The following is a 19,727-nucleotide window of genomic DNA, read 5'->3' on the forward strand; positions in this document are numbered from 1 at the left end:
CATGTCGATCATTCAAGAACTTCAGTGGCGAGGCCTCATCCACCAATGCACCGATCTCGATGCCGTCACCAAACAACTTGAATCCCCCACTGTGGTTTATGCCGGCTTCGATCCAACCGCGGATTCGTTGCACTTAGGACATCTACTCCCATTGACGCTGCTCCGCCGTTTTCAACGGGCAGGTCACAAACCGATCGCCCTCGTAGGAGGTGCAACCGGAATGATTGGAGATCCTAGCGGCAAAAGCGATGAACGGAACCTTCTGTCCAAAGAACAATTAGCCAGCAACGTCGACGCTATTCGATCGCAGATGACGAAGTTCTTGGACTTTGACGGCGAATCAAGTGCTCGACTCGTCAATAACTTCGACTGGATGCACTCGTTCTCCTATCTCGATTTTTTGCGCGATGTCGGAAAGAACTTCCCGGTCAATGTCATGCTCAGCAAAGACAGCGTGAAGAGCCGTCTCGAAAGAACGGATAGCGGACTAAGCTACACCGAGTTCAGCTACATGCTCTTGCAAGCCTACGACTTTGTCTATCTGGCCAAGAACATGGACTGCCGCATGCAATTAGGCGGAAGCGACCAGTGGGGAAATATAACCGCCGGAATCGACCTCGGTCGTCGCATGCTGGGCAAACAGCTATTCGGACTCACCAATCCATTGCTCACTACCTCGGATGGTAGAAAGATGGGAAAAACAGAACGAGGTGCAGTATGGCTGTCAGCCGAACGAACCAGTCCCTATGAGTTCTATCAATACTTCATCAACGTCGCCGATGCGGATGTCCTTACCGTCATGCGATTCCTGTCGGACATTCCACACGAAGAGTACCTTCAAATCGAATCGGAACTTGCATCGAAACCAGGCGAAGCCCAACGCCGATTGGCACAATCCGTTACGCAAATTGTCCACGGGATCGAAGGGTTAGAGTCCGCGCAGCGCGCTTCGCAAATCCTCTTCGGAGGTGAAATCGACCGCTTGTCCGATCACGAGTTGCTGTCCATCTTCCAAGATGTTCCCAGCTCGACGCTGCAGAAGGCCACTCTCGCCGCAGGCCTCGGAATCATCGACGCACTGGTAGCCGCTGGCCTGGCTCCTAGTAAAAGCGAAGCCCGCCGAAGTATCGAAGGGGGTGGCGTCTACATCAACAATCGTCGCTGCCCAGGTATCGACAAAACTCTTGGTGTCGACGACCTAGCGAGCGAGTCGGTCATCGTGCTCCGTAGCGGCAAAAAGAAGTATGCACTTTTGAGATTCGAATAACCAACCCAACGCTTCCCCCTCCCGCGCCCCCACTATGAGGGGCCGGAAAATCACTCGCTCAATCTACCTGTACCGTTCAAGCACACTGAACACAGGTAGTGGCCCATGGGAGCACACTCAAGCGCGCTTTTGGAATTGATTTGTGACATCGCGAGCATCGCCCATACTCCCCCTTGGCAATGCGTTCGAGTGCCAGTCGGATGTCACCGATTTCCTTTTCCGTTGCCCCTCCTAGAGCGACCAAGGTTTCTTGGTTTTCAAGAACGACCGCATTCTCGCTCCAATCGCTGTCGCCAGGCTCGCGCAGCTTGTTTTCTAGCGTTTCGGCCCTTTCCAGCAATTCCGATAGCTTGGCTTCCAAGTTCGCTTTCAGTTCGGCAAGTTCTTGTTCCGTCATCATGTCATTTCATAGTTGGAAGGAATGATTCGTTCGAGCTATCTTACCATAAGCAAAACACGTGCCCGAATAATGCAGATCAATTCGCCTTTTCTGTTTCGCTGGCAAAAAGCATCGGTGCGAACTCGCGCAAACTTCGACGCCATGTCTGCCACTCATGGGCCGTGCCGGGAGATAGATAATAATGGCTGTTGATCCCAGCGTCTCGCAGGCCTTTCGTGTTGGCCTCTGGCTCCCCACCACGGCGAGGAGCGCCTGCACCACCAACCTCTTTGCTACCGTAACTGACAAATACCAACTTCACTTTGTCTCGGAAGCCCTCGGTCTTGTCGACGTCCTCCTTGCTGATCGTGGCTCCGCTGAAAAGTCCGATATGCGAGAACTTATCCAGATGCTTCAGAGTGATCGCTTTGGTTTCCATACTTCCCATGGAAAGTCCGGCCATCGCACGGTGAGGCTGATCCGATAGCGTTCGGAAATGCGAATCGATGTAAGGCACAAGCTCCTCGACCAGCACTTTTTCAAAGTGCTTGATATCAAAGTTCGCCATCCCCCCCATCCGAATATCACTGGTCATACCGTACGTCATCACGATGATGAATGGTTTGGTTTTCCCTTCAGCAATCAGATTGTCCATGATCAGCCCGGCATGTCCCTGGGCCCCCCAGCCGTACTCGTTTTCACCCCAACCATGTTGCAGGTAAAGGACGGGATAGCGTTTCTCCAAATCTTGTTCGTATCCGGGAGGTGTGTAGACGAACGCGCGACGCGTCATATCCGTGCTTGCTGAGAAAAAAAGAACCTCCCGAAGTTGTCCGTGCGGCACGTTCTTGACACTGTAAAACTCTTCGTCCTTTGCAGGAACTTCGACCCCGCTCCCCCATCGCATGGCACCAAAAAAATACTTACTGTTAGGATCGGGGACTTCAGCTCCATCAATTTTGATCGTGTAATAGTGAAAGCCTTCATCCAATGAGCGTGTCGTGCCAATCCACACCCCTTTGTCATCTTTAACGAATTCACTGCTATCTCGAAAGCTGCAAGAAACGCTTTTCGCATCGGGAGCCACGATTTGAATTTGCACTCGCCCCTCCGAATTCACCCTTGGATATTTTTTTCCTTCTTGATTTGTTGAAGCGGGCTTCCAGTCATCGGCAGGAACAGCTTGTTGCGCCTGCACTGATGGAAAAGGGACGACGCATGGGATCGCAAAGAGTGTTGCAAACGAAGAGAGAAGGAAAGATCGGAGCATATCGATTTCCATTGCATGAGAAGAGGAGAAGAGCTTGGCTGGAATTCGTGCTAAGAGCGCCTAGAACACGACGAATACCGCAAGGTTTCGGAGAGATTTAGAATTTCTTGAATGTTCCAACTAAGCCTCCGCAGTTTGCTAAACTGGTCCGGATGAGCAGCTCGGTTGTTCTGCCAAAAGGGAAAACGACGCAGTGACGCCCGCTTGGGACGCGCATTCGATCCCTTTCGTCTACGAATCAGGCTATATCCGGCTAGACCAAACTCCCCGTTGAGGAACATGCAATGTTGATCTCGGATCAAATGGCGAAGGAGCTTGCGATCGAGTCCGCCATGACTCGTTCCCTTCTATCAAAGATCCCTAGGGACCTGCTGGCGTGGCAACCCAGTGCCGACCTACACTCGATCGCATGGAACGCCAATCACTTGGTAGAGATCATGAGCTGGCTGCCCGATATCCTTTCAGGAAGTGAGTGGGATATCGCACCAACAAACGGTGAAGCGTATAGCACTCCCGATTTAGCAAATCAGGGAAAGTTGATCGAAACATTGGATGCCTACTGCGGTAAGGCGATGCAAGCACTTCAGGGCGTCGATGATTCCGTCATGGATGAGAATTGGTCTCTCAAAATGGGAGGACAAACCCTTTTCACGATGGCGAAAGGGGCTTGTTTAAGGAAGTGGGTATTTGGCCACTCAGCGCATCACCGAGGCATTCTTTCGGTCTACCTACGAATGGCGGGAGTCCAATTCCCGTCCGTGTACGAAGAATAATCGACCGTCTTGAAAATGGGTCATCCACCTCAAGGAGACATCCAGCTCGTGGATGTCTCCTAACGGGGACGCAGCTCATCGGGGCATCCCGTTCCTCATTGCATCCGATTGGCCTCCGCTCCAGAACTGAGCATAGACTCGATGCGAATCCTATACTTGATACTTTCCATCTTGGGGTTCATTGCACCCATGGTTTGTTTCGGCGTTCACTTCGGCTCGCGTGGCGAAACCGCTTGGTCCGAATTCTTTGCGGCACCCTATGCCACATGGGTGATTTCGGGTTTCTCCTGGGATCTGATGGTAACCGCTACTGCAGCGACACTTTGGATGCACCAAGAATCGAAGCGACTTCGAATGAAGGGCTTCATCTGGCACTTGCTACTGATCTTCGCAGTGGGGGTCTGTTTTTCCCTCCCCACCTTTCTATACCGCCGCGAAAAGCACTTGCGACACCTCCCCAACGTGCACCTCCCCAAGGTGGTTGCCCCCAATCTCCCCTCCCCCAATTAGGTGGGTGCCCCTTATCAATTAGGTGGGTGCCTTCTATTCATATACCAACTCATAAGGTGGGTGCCCCCTATTCCCCGGCCTTGGTTAGATGGGTGCCCCAATCTCCGATCGCGACCTTGCGCCGTCGCGCGAAACCTCCCTCCAAAAGGTGGGTGCCTGCTATCAAAAAGGTGGGTGCCTCTTATTCTCCTCCTGGTTTCAACAAGTTTTCAATACGTGGGCGCCACCCAACGCTGGTGATGATTTATAAAAAGGTGGGTGCCTCTTATTTCCCTCTCTCGTTAGGTGGGTGCCCCGAATCCCCGCTCTCTCGTTAGGTGGGTGCCCCGAATCCCCGATTACCCCGAATCCCCGCCCCTCCCCTTTTGCGTCTTGGCGCCTTCGCGAGAAACCTCCCTCCCCCCCATTAGGTGGGTGCCTTCTATTTACCCCTCTCCAAAAAGTTCACCTATTTGGTTGCATCCCTTCCCTCAATCCCATAAGGTGATGGGATCTACACCCCGAACTTCTTGGAGAGATCCACCATGTCCAGCACGCTCCGCTGTGAGCAGTTCGTCAGCGACGAAATCTGCCTTGTTCATTGCTACCATCGCTGTGTCCGTCGCGCCTTCCTCACAGGCATCGATGAGCTCACCCAGAAAGACTACACCCACCGCAGAGAATGGATTCGCCAGCGCCTGGAGTCCCTGGCCTCTGTCTTCGGTATCGACGTTCTCCAATATGCCGTCCTATCCAATCACCTCCATGTCATCCTCCGCAATCGCCCCGATGTCGTGAAGACTTGGTCCGACGTAGAAGTCGCCACCCGCTGGCTAAGACTCTTTCCAGGCACCCGAATCCTCGATGTCTTGGCCGAGCCCAACGAGGAGGATGTCCGAAGCGCTGTAGCCAATCCCGAGAAGATCCAAGAGTATCGCAGCCGACTCTCCGATATCTCTTGGTTCATGCGTTCTCTCGCAGAAGTCATCGCCAGGCGAGCCAATGCAGAAGATGAATGCAGTGGCTGCTTCTGGGATGGCCGATTCAAAGCGAAGCGGCTTCTCGATGAAGCGGGTTTGCTGGCCTGCGCCATGTATGTGGATCTCAATGTCTTGCGCGCGAACCTGGCCGCAACAATCGAACTCTCGATGCACACGTCGGTGTTTGATCGAATCGAGGCTGCCAAGGGAGCGATGATCGAATCCTCGGCTCTGGATCGTATTCCCTTGTCCCGGGAGGAATCGATCGCGAGGAGGACCAAGATGACGCTCGAGGAGCAGAAGAAGGCTCGTAAGCAGACTGGCCCCCGTCCACTGGTCCCCCGAGACGCCTGGTTGGCCCCTTTGACGCTCGACCCCGGAGTGGACGCGTTTGATCCGCAGGCCAGCACCAATGGTCTGCGCGCCAGCAACCGAGGGTTCTTGACGATGAACCTGGAGGACTATGTGAAGTTGTTGCAATGGACTGCTAAGCAGAAGGATCATCCGCCAGGGAGCGTGTGTCGGGTTCCTGAATCCTTGGAGCCCTTGTTTACCGGCTTGGGAGTGGAACCGAGCATGTGGTGCGACTTGGTGTGGAACTACACGAAGTACTTTGGGACAAGCCGTTGTAGTGGGAATCCCAAGGCGATGATCGCCGACGCGGAGCGGACCCACAAACGCTGGAGTCGCGGCCAGCGCCAAGCTGCCGCTTGCTTCGCCTAGCGGGCAGCGCTTCGCGGCAACTGGCCAGTAGCAAGGAGCAAGGAGCAAGTGGCTCCGCTAGCTCCGGTTCCCCACCTTGGAGCCTGAGCCAGAACCCCGCTCTCCAGTCTCCCGCTCTTCGCCCTCCTGCATTCTCGGGTCCGGCTCGCCGCTGCGCCCATCCGAGCCCAATCCCTCCGAATTCCAGCCCCCCAGGCCAATCCCGCCCCCACTTCCACCCCACCCTCCGTCCCAGCCCCCTCCAAAAGATGGGTGCCTACTATCAAAAGGTGGGTGCCTGCTATTGGGAATGCTTGCGTCTTTGCGCCGTTGCGAGAAAACTCCTCCCCCCAACAAGGTGGGTGCCTGCTATTTGAGGAACGATTGAATAGATGGGTGCCCTTAATTGAGAGCGCCATCCCTCCGAATTCCAGCCCCCCAGGCCAATTCCGCCCCCAATTCCCCCCAACCTCCGTCCCCACCCCCTCCAAACGATGGGTGCCTGCTATCAAAAGGTGGGTGCCTACTATCGGGAATTGGGAATGATCGGGGATGATTTGAATAGGTGGGTGCCTGCTATTGGGAATTTCTGCGTCTTGGCGCCTTCGCGAGAAAACTCTTCCCCCCAAAAAGGTGGGTGCCTGCTATTTGAGGAACGATTGCGCCGCAATGAGTGGGTGCCTCGGATTTGGTGATGGGTGGGTGCCTCGGATTTGGTGATCGCGTTTCGTTGCGTCTTGGCGCCTTTGCGAGAAAACTCCCGCCCCCCAAAAGGTGGGTGCCCTTAATTGAGAGCGTTGTGAGGAGGGGTGGGGAGATGGTGGGGTATCCGGTTGTGTTCATGTCGCATGCTCCCCGTGGCCGATCGCAAACGTACCGGGGAACAAAGAGGGGTCCGGACAATTGTGGACAATGCGGACTATTTCGTGGCGTATCGCACGCGTATCGGGGAACTAGAGGCCAACGAGTTCGAGGAGTTTGAGAGCATTGGTGGTTGGGGTTACACCAGGTCGCATTTTGTAATCAAACCGCATGATTTGCTTTCCATCGATTTGCTCAAAGTACTCGCGAAAATGAACGATCTGCGCGTAAGTTCTCATTTGATCACTGGATGCCAGCTCCAAATCGTGGGTGCTTGCTAATACCACACACCCCAGATCGATCAATCTCCTCAAAACGGAATCGACCGCAATTTGACGTTCGCGAGAATTCGTGCCTTGCAGGATTTCATCGAGCAAGACGAGCATACGGTGCCCCCCTTCTCGATCCTCCTCCACAGCCTTGTCGACCACCCGCCGAAGTCGCTTCAACTCCGCCATAAAGAACGACACACCGTCTTGCAAAGAATCCTGGACCCGAATGCTCGATGCGATGTCCAGCGACTCACTGACCCAACTCTTCGAACAAACAGGTGCACCTATCCTAGCCAACAACACGTTCACACCGACCGATCGTAACAGCGTCGACTTCCCAGCCATGTTACTGCCCGTTACCAACAGAAGCCGCTGCTTTTCATCGATAGCAAGATCGTTCGGAACACGTTGATCATCGCGGAGCAAAGGATGTGCGAGACCCGTTGCCGTAATCATCTTGCCTCGTTGGCCGACAGACGGATAACTCCACTCGGAATTCTCATCCGCAATCGTCGCTGACGAGTTAAGTGCCTCAAGTTGCCCAATCGCTTCCACCCAACGCGGCGCTAGGGCCTGGTACTTCTTTTTCCAGCGTTCCAGTCCTTCCAAAACGCGCACATCCCACAGGATCGCAATTTGCAACGTGACATACGGAATGAAAAACAATGGACTCTTTTGGAAACCTGCTAGCGTCATCCAATGCTGTAGTCTGCTAATCCCATCTGATGCGTTGGGTAGCGAATCTCCAGGTGTAAGGAGAGACCGGTGAATGCTGTTCAACATCGAACTCTTCCGAGGCATTTCCCCCGCGCAGGTAATCCAGTCACTCAACAGTTGGAGCTCGCGGTTTGCATATCCAATTCGATTGAACAGATCATGAATCGGGCCCAATATGATCATGGTTAGCACAAAGTTAATAGCCAACCCAAAGAGCAAAACACTTACTCCAACTAGTTGCCCAACCCCGACTCCCAGAAAGAACGCCCCTACCAATCCGATCGCTCCCAGAATCACGAGAGAGGGTCCTAGACAAGCGAGGGCGTAAATCCAACGCCTTCCCTCAAAAAAGTCTTGCGAGGAGGCCCACTCCGCGATGGCTTCGGGATAGGTCCTTTGAGATCGGAGCCCGCACGCAATACGGTAGAAATCCAATCTCCACGACCGCGTCTTCGACAATTCGCGAACTGCCTCCTGCCTCATTTGAATCTCTTCGGGGCTCGCCCATTCCGTAATCCACTGAGCAAGCGTCTCGGCTCCGGTCCGCGTCATTGCAAGGGACGCCCAACGAAACAAACTTCTTTCACCGAATACATCGAGATCCTGCGTCCACTCCGCAGTGTATGGAACCACGTAATCTTCAGAGGGTAAGGGTGCCAGCTCCTTCCAATTACGATTGCAACGATCAATGAGTCTCACCAACCCAAACAACTGCGAATGCAGATTTTGCATTCGATATTGGATGGTTTCGTACCAGGTGGCAAAAAAGAGGAACACTCCGATGAGCAGAAGTCCTACTTTCCAAGTCCAACTTCCAAGCGAAGGTTCTGCAACTCCCACCACGATCATGGCCAGTCCTGGTATTGCAGATCCGACTCGACAGCGAACCAATACCTTCGACAGTCGCTTCGAACGCTCGATCGTTTCCTCAAAGGATTCGACAAGCGACTGGTAGGTGTTGACCGCCGATTTCGAATCCGATGTCATGGCAATTCCTTGCGAAGGCTCTGAACTGGGTGAGACTTGTGAGCCAAACAAATCTCGCGAGTCGTTTGAATGTCCTTCGACAGCTGGGCACGCAATGCCTCGATCGACGGAAACTTCTGGACCCCTCGTATCTCCGAGAGCAATTCCAATTCCATCGATGCGCCGTAGAGATCCGCACTAAAGTCAAGTATGTGCGCTTCAACCTTCTTTGCATCCTCTCCAAAGGTCGGGTTGGGACCGATGTGCAGCGCAACAGGTTGATGCATTGCTGACTTTGCAATCGAGGCCTCTATCCCCTCAACGTTTGACACACGCGCTGCGTAGACTCCATGCGCCGGAACGAGGACGGAAATTGCGTCGAGATTCGCGGTTGGGAATCCTAGCGTTCGACCGCGTCGAGCGCCTGTCCCCACAACTCCATGAATGCGATAGGGTTGTAGCAATAATCGATTGGCTGCTTGAATAGCTCCGAGCTCGATCTCTTTCCGAATACGTGTACTCGAAATCCAATCTCCCGAATCCATTTCGACTGCCGCTAACTCAAACTCAATTCCAAGCGTTCGACATCGTTGATGGAGATAGTCCACATCTCCTCGCCGGTCACGTCCGAACCGAAAGTTTGGTCCTTCGATAATTCCTTTTGCCCCCAAAGCTCCCACTATCACTTGATCGAAAAAATCTTCCGCAGACAGCTGGAGCAATTCGTGTGAGGTCCTCAATGCGACGACGAAGTCCGCTCCAGCCTCCCTCAGTAGTCTGCATTTGGATTCGTGCGTCGTCAGGGGCTTTGGGGATAGTTCCGGACGAAGAATGCGGAGGGGGGGTGGATCAAAAGTCACAACGACCACGGGCCCATCTGTTCGTTTGGCGAGGGATTTCAGCTGGATCAACAAACGGCGATGGCCGCAATGCACGCCATCGAAATTGCCGATTGCGATGGCTCCACCTTTCGCATCCTTAGTTACTGGTTTATCGAAAAACATCAATTGGTCCATTTACTCTGACGCATTTCGTATGGTCGTTAGATCCAATTCGGTCGAAGCATTGCGCTCAAATCGAGGTTGAACACGAGGCCAGAAAATCAAACCTGTGAACAGAGTGATTGCGACCCCCGACAGGACATCCGAAAAATAGTGTGAGGCGCTTTCAACTCGTTGCACCGAAGCGACGACTGCGAGCGAAACAAAAAACCACTTACCCCGCGGATAAACGGCAGTAAGAGCGATGGCGACAGCCATGGCTGTCGCTGCATGGCCAGATGGGAAGCTACGGAAATGCTCATCCAACCAGGAACCTGAAAGGGGAGCGCCCCACACGTCCAAACTGCGTTCAGGCAAAAGCTCGAGGGGCAATAGATCAATCGCGTTTGGCCGAACACGGGGAATTATGGCTTTAGCCGCGTTGGCCACCGCCCCGCACAACAGAACGAATGCGAGACCGATGAGAAGCCGGGACCGATTGCGAACATCCGTCCATAGCAAGCAACCGAACACGAAAGCGATCGTTAAGAAATGTGCGAACGCTTCGCTCATCTGAATGAACTTATTGAGGTCACCGGGAATTTTCAGGGAGCGAAACCAGTAGGAAAGCTCAAGATCCCAAGGCAAGCACAGGATCGCCGCGCCCATGCAAGCGATCAATAGGACCCAAGAACGCCTGCGACTTCGCGAATCGAGCACGGTTAATTTCCCGTCGTCCGAACTACTGAGTTGACCGATCAAACCACTGGGTTTAGTTCGTAGGTTCGCGAATCGCTTTTTCCGGACAGGTGGTTCGCTTGCGCGATGCTGTAGAGCTGCTGTCCGACAGGAGTGGGGTATTTGCCTGTAATGCACGCTTGGCAAAGGTGGTTTGAAGGAAGATCGATTGCTCGAGCGATCGATTCCACAGGCAGGTAGCGAAGGGAGTCGCACCCGAGTTGTTCGGCCATCCGATCCTGGCCTGCTTCCGTCAGCATCCCGTTTTCCAAGAACTTCGGTGCAAAGAGTTCGTCGATGGTCGACATATCGATGCCATAGAAGCAAGGAGCAATAATTGGCGGACAAGCGACGCGGACGTGGATTTCTTTGGCTCCGCCGAGCTCGCGTATGCGGTGCAGCAGTACTTTCATCGTCGTTGAGCGAACGATGGAATCCTCGACGAGGATCACGCGTTTGCCATCGAGTACCTCGCGCAAAGGAGTGTATTTGCTCGACGCTTTCGCTTTGCGTGCTCGACCACCTTCGATAAACGTCCGACCGCTATAACGATTGCGGATCAAACCTTCACGGGAAGGAATCCGCATGCGGTATGCCATAGCATCGGCCGCCGCTTTGCTCGTATCGGGAACCGGAACGACAATCGTATCGTTGTCGATCGGAATCTGGTTTCTAGAAAGTTCGATACGCGCTAATTCTTCACCTAGCCTCGTTCTCGAAAGATAAACACTTCGTTCATCGAGGGTGCTCGCCACGTTTGCGAAATAAATCCATTCGAAGAAGCAGTGAGCAGGCTTAGGCGTTTCGCAATATCTCTCGATTTGGATGCCATCGGGAGTGACCAAGATCGCATGCCCTGGGGGAACCGATAGAATCGCATCTCGATCGAAGCCGAGGTTGAGTAACGCGACGCTCTCGCTGGCTGCAGCAAAAAGCCGCCCGTCGGTCGCATAACACAATGGTTTGATCCCGAGTGGATCGCGAGCTAGGAGCAGCTCCCCTTTGGCATTCAAGATCGCAATCGAAAACGCTCCGTCGAACTTCTTCGCGGCGGAAGCGAATACGTCGATCAACGAACGATTGGCAGAGAGCGTTAATTCGCGTCCAAGTTCGTGCATGATAATCTCGGTATCGGTGTCTCGCGCCAGATGGTGTTCTCCATCTTTCATCAACCGATCGCGAAGGTCAGTATAGTTCGCTAATTGCCCATTGAAACAAAAGCTGAACCACTTGTTTTTATGGATATGCTGTCGTTCGAAAGGTTGTGCATAGCTGCGGTCGTCTTGACCGCAAGTTGCATAGCGCACGTGTCCAATCGCGGCGCGGCCTGCATAGGCCTCCATGATCGCCTCGCTTTTTCCGCGATGGGACAGCCGGAAGACTTCCGCGACTGTTCCTATATCCTTCATTGTGTCCAGAATGAGGGATCGATCTGGATTGTAAGTCGTCATCCCCGCCGCGAGCTGTCCGCGGTTTTGGATATCCTGCAGCATGCGAGGAAGCAGATAAGAGATCGAGTCGCGGCCCGCATCGGGGCTCAGACGGCTTTCATCACCACCGGGTAAGTGATAAATGGCCGCAACACCGCATTCATGGTGCAGTTCGCTCATGAGATCGGATCAAGCCTCGACTAGCAGGAATTCGAGCAAAGGGGACTGGATTTGTGTTGGGTTTGTCGCACCCTACCCCAAGGAATCGTAGCGGATGAGCCTCTACTTGTCGACAAGCTCTTTTTTTGCAAAGGTCTCGATCGCCTCGAGTGCGCGCAGCAATTGCGGGTCGTTCGTCAAAGTCGGATCGCGCAGGATCCAAGGGTTTATTTCCCCTGTTTCGGCCGGTTCCGGTACAAATCGGGGATCAGCTCGAAGGCGAAAACGCTCGCCGATCGCGGCTAGTTCCGGCTCGTTGACCTCTACGGTGAATCCTTCGCTCGGAACCACGCCCCAAGGATCTTCCGGCTTGGCGTCTTTGCGTCTGTGGATCAACCGTCCCTTGGGGGGGTAGTAGTAGGCCGTAGTGAGTCGCATCGCCGCATTGCCACCCTCCAACGGTATCACATTTTGGACACTTCCTTTTCCAAATGTTCGGGTCCCCACAATGATAGCCCGCTCGCGGTCTTGCAAACACGCGGCTAAGATTTCGCTTGCCGAAGCGCTCTGATCATTGACGAGCACGACAATCGGGATTTCGGGGGGCACTAGCGCACCGGGAGTTGCCTCGTACACTTCATCGACGCTGCCGTTGCGTCCTTTCGTGCTTACGATCTCTCCACCTTCGAGAAAAAAATCGCAAATGTCGGTGGCTGCGAAGAGCAATCCACCTGTGTTATCGCGGACATCGATGATCAGTGCCTTCCAGGAGGTGCTCTTCGATTCGATCGCTCGTTTGAGCTCATCGGCTGTCTTTTCTCCGAAAAGTTCGATATGAAAATAGCCCACATCTTCGTCGGCTTGCATTCGGAACTCCCATCGCCCGTTTTCCAGTCGTCGGTCGCCCAATACGGATTCCACTTCGATGCGAGCTCTCGTCACGGAGATCAAGAGAGGCTCGGATTCACCCGGCCGTTCCAACTTCAAGCTGGCCGTTGTTCCTTCTTTGCCTCGAAGCCGCTGCGACGCTTCCGCGAATTTCAAATCTGCGACCGGGAAGCCATCTACTTCCAGGATAATATCTCCGGGTTTGACTCCCGCCCGATAAGCGGGTGAATCATAAAGCGTGCTGACGATCGTCAATCGATCGCGACGGGGCGGTCCATCCAGACTGACCCCGAGGCCTCCAAATTCTTGCTCCAAGATCGCTTGGAAAGGCTGGAGGGATTCCGGCGGAATGTAACCTGAATAAGGATCGAGCGACGCAAGCATCCCTGACATCGCCGCGCTATACAGAGCCTGCGGATCGGCAGGATCAACGTACTGCTGCTCGATCAAGTCCATAACCAATCCAAGGTCCCCGAGCTTCCTCAACCGTACAGAATTTGCATAGCAAAAGAGGCAGACCACCGTCACGATTCCGAGAACTCGAAGGTTAAAGGTTGTCACGGCAGCGACTCGACGGATTGGTGTTAAGGTATCTCATTGATCGACGTAGGAGCTATTTCATTTGAGAACGAGCAACAGGTCACCCGTCTCGACTTGATTGCCCGACTGCACGTAGAGCTTTGCGATCTCGCCATCCCGTTCTGCAGTCATGATCGTTTCCATCTTCATCGCTTCGAGCGCCAGAAGCTTCTGACCCTTTTGCACTTTATCCCCAACCGCGATCGAAACGCCGATCACCATACCCGGCATCCCTGCTCCGATATGGGTTGGATCGGATGGGTCTGCTTTAAGTCTGGCGACGGCTTTATTCTCGATCGATTGGTCGACGATTTCAATTTCGCGAGGTTGCCCATTAAGCTCAAAGTAAACGGCCCGAGTTCCATCCGGTCGGGCTTCTCCCACCGCAAGAAACTTGACGATGAGCTTCTTTCCAGGTTCGATGTCGACCGAAAATTCCTCTCCGATCGCAGGTCCATAAAAGAATATGGGTGTCGGAAGCAGCGAGACATCACCGTAGCTCCGGACATGCGCGAGAAACTCATCGAATACTTTGGGGTAGAGAGCCGAGGTTACCCTTTCGCGTCGATTCGCGGCTCGCCCCAGCTTGGACTCTAAATGTTTGCCGATCTGTTCGAAGTCAACAGGCGGCAGCGTTTCTCCGGGCCTGCTTGTGACTTCGGGGTTATTCCGAAGGATATTCTTTTTGACGTTTGCGGGGAAACCACCAGGCGGTTGTCCCATCATTCCCCCGACCAGATCAAGAACGGAACCGGGATAGGAAAGCTCGCGGCGTCCCTCGGCGATGTCCTCCGCAGTGAGTTGATTCGCCACCATGAAAAGCGCCAGGTCGCCGATCGCTTTGCTCGTCGGGGTCACCTTGACGATATCCCCTAACAATTGGTTGGCGTCCGCATATCGCTTGCATACGTCTGCCCATTGATATGCGAGCCCCAATGCCTTGGCTTGCTGGTAAAGGTTCGTGTACTGTCCACCGGGCATCTCGTGCTGGTACAAGTCACCGCCAGCGACGAGCGATTCGCTTTCAAACGGTGCATAGAACTGACGCACCCCTTTCCAATATTCTGAGATCTGGGTCAATGCATCGGTTTCAAGCTTGCTTTCTCGATCCGAGCTTCGCAATGCCTCCACCAGCGTATTCAAGTTGACCTGCGATGTTCCGCCGGACATCGACGCGAAGGCTCCATCGATCACCTCTACTCCTTGCTCGGCAGCTTGCAGCAACGAAGCCGCTTGGATCCCCGCGGTATCGTGGGTGTGGAAGTGAATTGGAATTCCAATCTCTTGCTTGAGGGCATGAACCAGTTGCTTGGCAGCTGCTGGCTTGCAGAGCCCCGCCATATCTTTGATGGCCAGCATATGGGCCCCCATGCGTTCAAGCTCTTTGGCTAGATCGACATAATAACCGAGTGAGTACTTTGGACGACTCGGATTGGTGATATCCCCTGTGTAGCAAATGGCCGCTTCGCATATCATGCCCGATTCCAGGACCGCATCCATGGCGACTCGCATGTTCTCGGTCCAGTTGAGGGCGTCGAAGACACGGAAAATATCGACCCCTGCCGACGCCGCTTCCCGAACAAACTCCTGCACCACATTGTCCGGATAGTTGGTATAGCCTACCGCGTTTGACGCTCGCAACAACATTTGAAACAAGATATTGGGGACGCGTTCTCGCATCGCGCTGAGGCGTTGCCAAGGGCTCTCTTTCAAAAACCGCATCGCGGTATCGAACGTGGCACCACCCCACATTTCCAGCGAAAAAAACTGCGGAGCAAGCCGTGCGTACGCATCCGCGATCGCGACCATATCCGCGGTTCGCAATCGAGTCGCGAGAAGGGATTGATGGGCATCCCGCATCGTCGTGTCCGTGAACAATAGCTCTTTGGAGTCACGGATGCTCTCGCAAAACTTCTGTGCCCCGAGCTTCAAGAATCGGTCGCGGTATCCCTCCGGTAAAGGAATACTCTTGTCCGTAGCTGGTATCGCTGCTGGTTCGCGACGAATGGATTTGGAGGAGCCTTCGATGAGCTTGTTCCCATTGACGACTGTTTCCGCGATGAAGCTCAAGATGCGTGTGGCTCGGTCGCGTCGACGCGGTAGCTCGAACAGCTCTGGCGTCTTATCGATCATCCGAGTCGTCGCATTTCCCTCCAAAAACGTGGGATGGGTAATGAGGGATATCAGGAAAGGAATGTTGGTTTTAACCCCCCGAATCCGGAACTCTTGCAAGCATCGTTCCATGCGTCCGGCAGCTTCCCCCAAATTGCGACCGCGCGCGGTCACTTTGACCAATAGCGAATCGTAGAAGGGGTTGACGACCGCACCGCTGAAGGCACTTCCTGCATCAAGCCGAATGCCTAGCCCACCTGCGCTCCGGTAGTGCGAAATCTTTCCATAATCAGGACGAAACTGATTGGAAGGATCCTCGGTCGTAACCCGGCATTGAATCGCGGATCCGACGACTTGAACATCCTTTTGAAGAGGCAGACCAAGGCTATCGTCACCTAATCGCTCTCCTTGCGCTACAAGAATTTGAGCCCGCACCAAGTCGATCCCGGTGACTTCTTCCGTGACGGTATGCTCGACTTGAATACGCGGATTGACTTCGATGAAATAGAATTGGTTCGAGTCGGTATCGAGAAGGAACTCGACGGTCCCCGCACAGTGATAGCCCACTTCACGACCAATCGCGAGCGCCGCTTCATGGAGCTCCGCCGCAACACGTTTTTCAAGGTTCGGTGCAGGTGCTAGTTCAACAACCTTTTGATGCCGCCGTTGCACCGAACAATCTCTCTCGTGCAGATGGATCAGATTGCTATGGAGATCTCCAAGAATCTGGACTTCCAAATGCCGCGCGCGGGCCACGAGTTTTTCGAGAAAGACTTCATCGCTGCCGAAGGCGTTTTTCGCCTCGCGTTGAGCTTGCTCCAAGTTGATAGCCAGTTCCGATTCATTTTCAACGATGCGCATCCCTCGGCCCCCGCCCCCTTTGGAGGCTTTGAGCATGATAGGATAGCCCATCGTTTTGGCTGTCTCGTGCGCTTCATCGAGCGAGCGGACGGCACGCGTGGAGCCCTCTAAAACAGGAACACCGACTTTCTTAGCGATCCCGCGAGCTGCGACTTTGTCTCCCAGAAGCTCCAGAGCGCGCACGCTCGGACCGATAAAGGTAATCCCGTTGGCTCCAAGGGCTTTGGCAAACTCCGCATTCTCGGAGAGAAAGCCATAACCGGGATGAACGGCGTCAATTCCGTTTTCCAAGCAGAGACGCACGATTCCATCGATATCCAAGTAAGAACGAATTGGTTCCCCTGGTTTTCCGATTTGATAGGCTTCGTCTGCTTTGAATCGATGGAGTGCGAATCGGTCTTCGTGCGAATAGATCGCGACCGTCCGGATCTTGATTTCGTGAGCGCTTCGAAAGATACGGGTTGCGATCTCGCTGCGGTTGGCAGCGAGGATTTTTTGGAATGCCGGCATGGACTAAGGCTTGGAGGGAGGGGGAGGAGTGGGAGCTTGGAAATCTCCCGCCGTCGCGACAACGAGCGTGTCAGGATCAATGTACTCCGCGATTGCGTCATTGACGGCATCGACGGTCAGTTGCGAGACAGCGGATTCCAATTTTTCGTAATAGCTCATGTCGCGGCCGGTAAAAATGTTGTTCGCCAACAATCCAGCAAGACCGACATCGCGACTGCGAATCAACTGTTGATTTTGCAAATAACCTTGAACCGTGTCCTGGAGCTCTTGGGAGGTGATGCCATCTTTAACGAGTTTGCGTACCTCCTCGTCAATCGTCGCCACCAACTTGTCCCGATTTTTCGGATTGGCAATCGCGGTGATGTAGAAGACTGTTCGTTCATCGATCGAACTGGATGCGAGATTGCTGTTGACTCCGTACGATAGACCTTCCTTCTGTCGGACACGGTCCCCGAGACGCGATGAGAGCGCACCGGCGCCGAGCACTTGGTTGCCGATCAATAGAGCAGGATATTTCGGATGATCATCGCGCAGTGCGTACTGTTGGCTGGCGAAATAAACCGAATTTGCTTTGTCGGGAGTTTCGATGGACTGCAGCGGCAACTTCACATCGGTGGTCGCGGACGTCGCAGCACGCTGGAATGGGACTTTGGATTTCCAGTTTCCTAGCATCTTCGAAAGTTTGGGCTCGATCTCTTCCGCGTCAAAATCCCCGACAATAGCGACTTCCCCCTCGGTCCCCGAAAGATACTTGGCGTGCAAATCCACGATGTCAGCAATCGAGAGTTTTTGAAAGTCTTCGATTTCTTCGTCGATCGTGGGTAGATACCGGATATCTCCGCGTTTGTATGGGTTCAAAGTTCGTGAGACCGCTAGGTTCGCCAAAGCCTGCGGCTCGCTCTTTTGGCTTTCCAAGGACGTCAGCACTTGATCGCGAATAAGCTCGAATTCTTTTTCTTCGAATGCAGGATTTCGCAACATCTCTTCGATGACTTCCAAGACTTCCGCCAAATGTTCACGGCGTGTTTCCAATCCAATTGTGAGAGACTGAGGGCGCGAAGACGCTCGCACTGTCGCTTTGAGAGAAGCCAACTTGTCGTTGAACTGTTGCAAAGGCAGGTTCTTCGTGCCTCGCATCAGCATCTCACCGAAGAGATCGCAAGCCGCCGATTTTCCGAAGAGAGATTTCTCGTCACCGAACCGAAGATTCAGGGTGAGATTGACCGTTGCTCCCCGAGTCTTCTTCGCCAAGAAGGCGTAGGGCAGCCCACTGGCCAATTTGCCGCGGACCAATCGAGACTCGATATTGGCGGGAGAGGGATCGAATTGCTCACCTTCGCTGATCGCTTCTCGCCCTTTGTAATCCTTTACCAACTCGTTGACGTCCGGCCGTTCAGGGATTTGGATTCGATCGGATCGATCCGCCGGCATGAACCGTCCAACTGTTCGATTATTGCGAACTAGGTACTTTTGCGCAGCGACCTGCACTTGGGCAGCCGTCGTCTTTTCGATCCCATCGCGGTAGAGGAAATAAAGCTTCCAATCCCCTTGGGCTGCCCAATCGCTCAAGCTGATAGCAAGACTATCGCTACGTGCTGCAGCGCGTTCGCGTTGGTTGAGAATCTTTTGCTTTGCGCGGGAGACTTCTTCTTCAGTGACAGGAGCATTGACTAAGTTTTCTAATGTCTCCAGCATGGCCGACTCAGCCTTTTCCAGAGACTTCTCAAGGGGAACTTGGGCGAGGAACAGGATCGTGCCTGGATCGTGCAGCCCCTCGGCTCCGCCGAAGACACCGGTCGCCAATTTTGTCTCGATCATCGACTTGTAGAGTCGACCGCTCGGCTCATCGGTAAGAACTTCCGCGAGCAGATCGATAGCAGGGTATTCGGGATCTCCTCCGGCTGGAACATGGTATACCGCTCCAACCGCTTGGATGTCCGCGACTCGCCTCACCATGGTGATACGTTCGCCGTCTTGCGGAGGCTCCACCGTATAGGTGGCGGGAAGAGGCTGCTTGGGTCGCGCGAGCACCCCGAAGTACTTTTGAACGTATTCGAGCGCCTTGGCCTCCTCGAACTTGCCAGCGACGATGACCATAGCGTTGTCTGGGCGATAGTATTTGCGGTAGAACGCTCGCAAATTATCGACAGGTACACGTTCGATATCCGTGCGGTTACCGATGGTCGATTTCCCGTAGTTATGCCATTGGAATGCGGCCGACAGCATGCGTTGTCGGAGAACACCGATGGGGTTGTTTTCACCCCGCTCGAATTCGCTGCGGACAACGGAGAATTCGCTAGCCAGATCCTCCCCTAAAATCTTGCTGTTGACCAAGCGGTCCGCCTCCAACCGAATGGCGAATTCCAAGTTCTCATTCGAGGCGGGTAGGGTTTCGTAATAGTTGGTTCGATCGACCCACGTTGTCCCATTAAACGTCGCCCCTCGGTCCTTGAGTGCTTTGGGAATTTCAGGGTTGAGATCGGTTCCTTTAAAAACCATGTGTTCCAGAAGGTGCGCCATGCCGGCTTCCCCGTAGCCTTCGTGGCGAGAGCCGACGAAAACCGTGCAGTTCACGGTGACTTTGGGCTGGCTGTTGTCGACGAAGAGCAATACTTTGAGCCCGTTGTCGAGTCGGTATTCGTTGATTCCTTCTACGGAAGCGACTTTCGTTGGCATATTTTCGGCTTGTAAGTGGGGGCGGTCGGAAAGGTATGTGCCTAGAACCAAAAACATAGCTAAGCAACTTCGCAATGCCCGAGATGGCCAATCGCTTTGTAGATGGTCTATCGATTCC

General features: G+C 53.9%; 13 protein-coding genes. 4 read left to right on the forward strand and 9 right to left on the reverse strand.

What is annotated here, in order from left to right:
- The first annotated feature begins 1 nt into the window (after position 1).
- The gene (gene tyrS, locus VN12_RS07160) at positions 2 to 1,267 is read left to right on the forward strand and encodes a tyrosine--tRNA ligase (RefSeq protein ID WP_146679825.1); all 1,266 of its coding nucleotides are present in this window, start codon (positions 2 to 4) and stop codon (positions 1,265 to 1,267) included.
- Positions 1,268 to 1,343: 76 nt separating this feature from the next.
- On the opposite strand, the gene VN12_RS07165 is transcribed toward tyrS, so the two are convergent.
- Together VN12_RS07165 and VN12_RS07170 are read right to left on the reverse strand one after the other, a co-directional pair.
- On the reverse strand, positions 1,344 to 1,667 hold the full coding sequence (locus tag VN12_RS07165; protein ID WP_146676180.1) for a TraR/DksA family transcriptional regulator: 324 nt from the start codon (positions 1,665 to 1,667) through the stop codon (positions 1,344 to 1,346).
- Positions 1,668 to 1,743: 76 nt separating this feature from the next.
- Positions 1,744 to 2,748 carry an alpha/beta hydrolase-fold protein gene (locus VN12_RS07170; protein WP_240491350.1) on the reverse strand — a complete coding sequence of 335 codons (1,005 nt, stop codon included), beginning with the start codon at positions 2,746 to 2,748 and terminating at the stop codon, positions 1,744 to 1,746.
- Positions 2,749 to 3,200: 452 nt separating this feature from the next.
- On the opposite strand from VN12_RS07170, the gene VN12_RS07175 reads away from it, so the two are divergent.
- The 3 genes from VN12_RS07175 to VN12_RS07185 all read left to right on the forward strand — a co-directional run bounded on the left by VN12_RS07175 (position 3,201) and on the right by VN12_RS07185 (position 5,881).
- The gene (locus VN12_RS07175) at positions 3,201 to 3,689 is read left to right on the forward strand and encodes a DinB family protein (RefSeq protein ID WP_146676182.1); all 489 of its coding nucleotides are present in this window, start codon (positions 3,201 to 3,203) and stop codon (positions 3,687 to 3,689) included.
- 141 nt (positions 3,690 to 3,830) lie between these two features.
- A complete protein-coding gene (locus tag VN12_RS07180) occupies positions 3,831 to 4,199 on the forward strand; it encodes a DUF2834 domain-containing protein (protein WP_146676183.1) in 369 nt (122 codons plus the stop codon).
- Between the two features lie 524 nt (positions 4,200 to 4,723).
- Complete coding sequence (locus VN12_RS07185) at positions 4,724 to 5,881, forward strand: hypothetical protein (RefSeq protein ID WP_146675402.1); 1,158 nt, start codon at positions 4,724 to 4,726, stop codon at positions 5,879 to 5,881.
- Between the two features lie 932 nt (positions 5,882 to 6,813).
- Here VN12_RS07185 and VN12_RS07190 read toward each other — a convergent pair.
- The 7 genes from VN12_RS07190 to VN12_RS07220 form a co-directional block, all read right to left on the reverse strand.
- Positions 6,814 to 8,697 carry a MutS-related protein gene (locus VN12_RS07190; RefSeq protein ID WP_146676184.1) on the reverse strand — a complete coding sequence of 628 codons (1,884 nt, stop codon included), beginning with the start codon at positions 8,695 to 8,697 and terminating at the stop codon, positions 6,814 to 6,816.
- Positions 8,694 to 9,680, reverse strand: coding sequence for a bifunctional riboflavin kinase/FAD synthetase (locus tag VN12_RS07195; protein ID WP_168164271.1), 987 nt, complete (start codon positions 9,678 to 9,680; stop codon positions 8,694 to 8,696). The genes VN12_RS07190 and VN12_RS07195 overlap by 4 nt, the downstream gene beginning before the upstream one ends.
- 12 nt (positions 9,681 to 9,692) lie before the next feature.
- A complete protein-coding gene (locus tag VN12_RS07200; RefSeq protein WP_146676186.1) occupies positions 9,693 to 10,376 on the reverse strand; it encodes a phosphatase PAP2 family protein in 684 nt (227 codons plus the stop codon).
- Between the two features lie 38 nt (positions 10,377 to 10,414).
- Positions 10,415 to 12,004: an amidophosphoribosyltransferase gene (locus VN12_RS07205; RefSeq protein ID WP_146676187.1), complete on the reverse strand. Its 1,590-nt coding sequence runs from the start codon at positions 12,002 to 12,004 to the stop codon at positions 10,415 to 10,417.
- A 102-nt stretch (positions 12,005 to 12,106) separates the two neighbouring features.
- A complete protein-coding gene (locus VN12_RS07210) occupies positions 12,107 to 13,432 on the reverse strand; it encodes a S41 family peptidase (protein WP_146676188.1) in 1,326 nt (441 codons plus the stop codon).
- A 57-nt stretch (positions 13,433 to 13,489) separates the two neighbouring features.
- On the reverse strand, positions 13,490 to 16,933 hold the full coding sequence (locus VN12_RS07215; RefSeq protein WP_146676189.1) for a pyruvate carboxylase: 3,444 nt from the start codon (positions 16,931 to 16,933) through the stop codon (positions 13,490 to 13,492).
- Between the two features lie 3 nt (positions 16,934 to 16,936).
- Positions 16,937 to 19,609 carry a M16 family metallopeptidase gene (locus VN12_RS07220; protein WP_205855213.1) on the reverse strand — a complete coding sequence of 891 codons (2,673 nt, stop codon included), beginning with the start codon at positions 19,607 to 19,609 and terminating at the stop codon, positions 16,937 to 16,939.
- Between the last annotated feature and the right edge of the window lie 118 nt (positions 19,610 to 19,727).

The sequence above is a fragment of the Pirellula sp. SH-Sr6A genome, assembly GCF_001610875.1.
Classification (GTDB): domain Bacteria; phylum Planctomycetota; class Planctomycetia; order Pirellulales; family Pirellulaceae; genus JBKCUI01.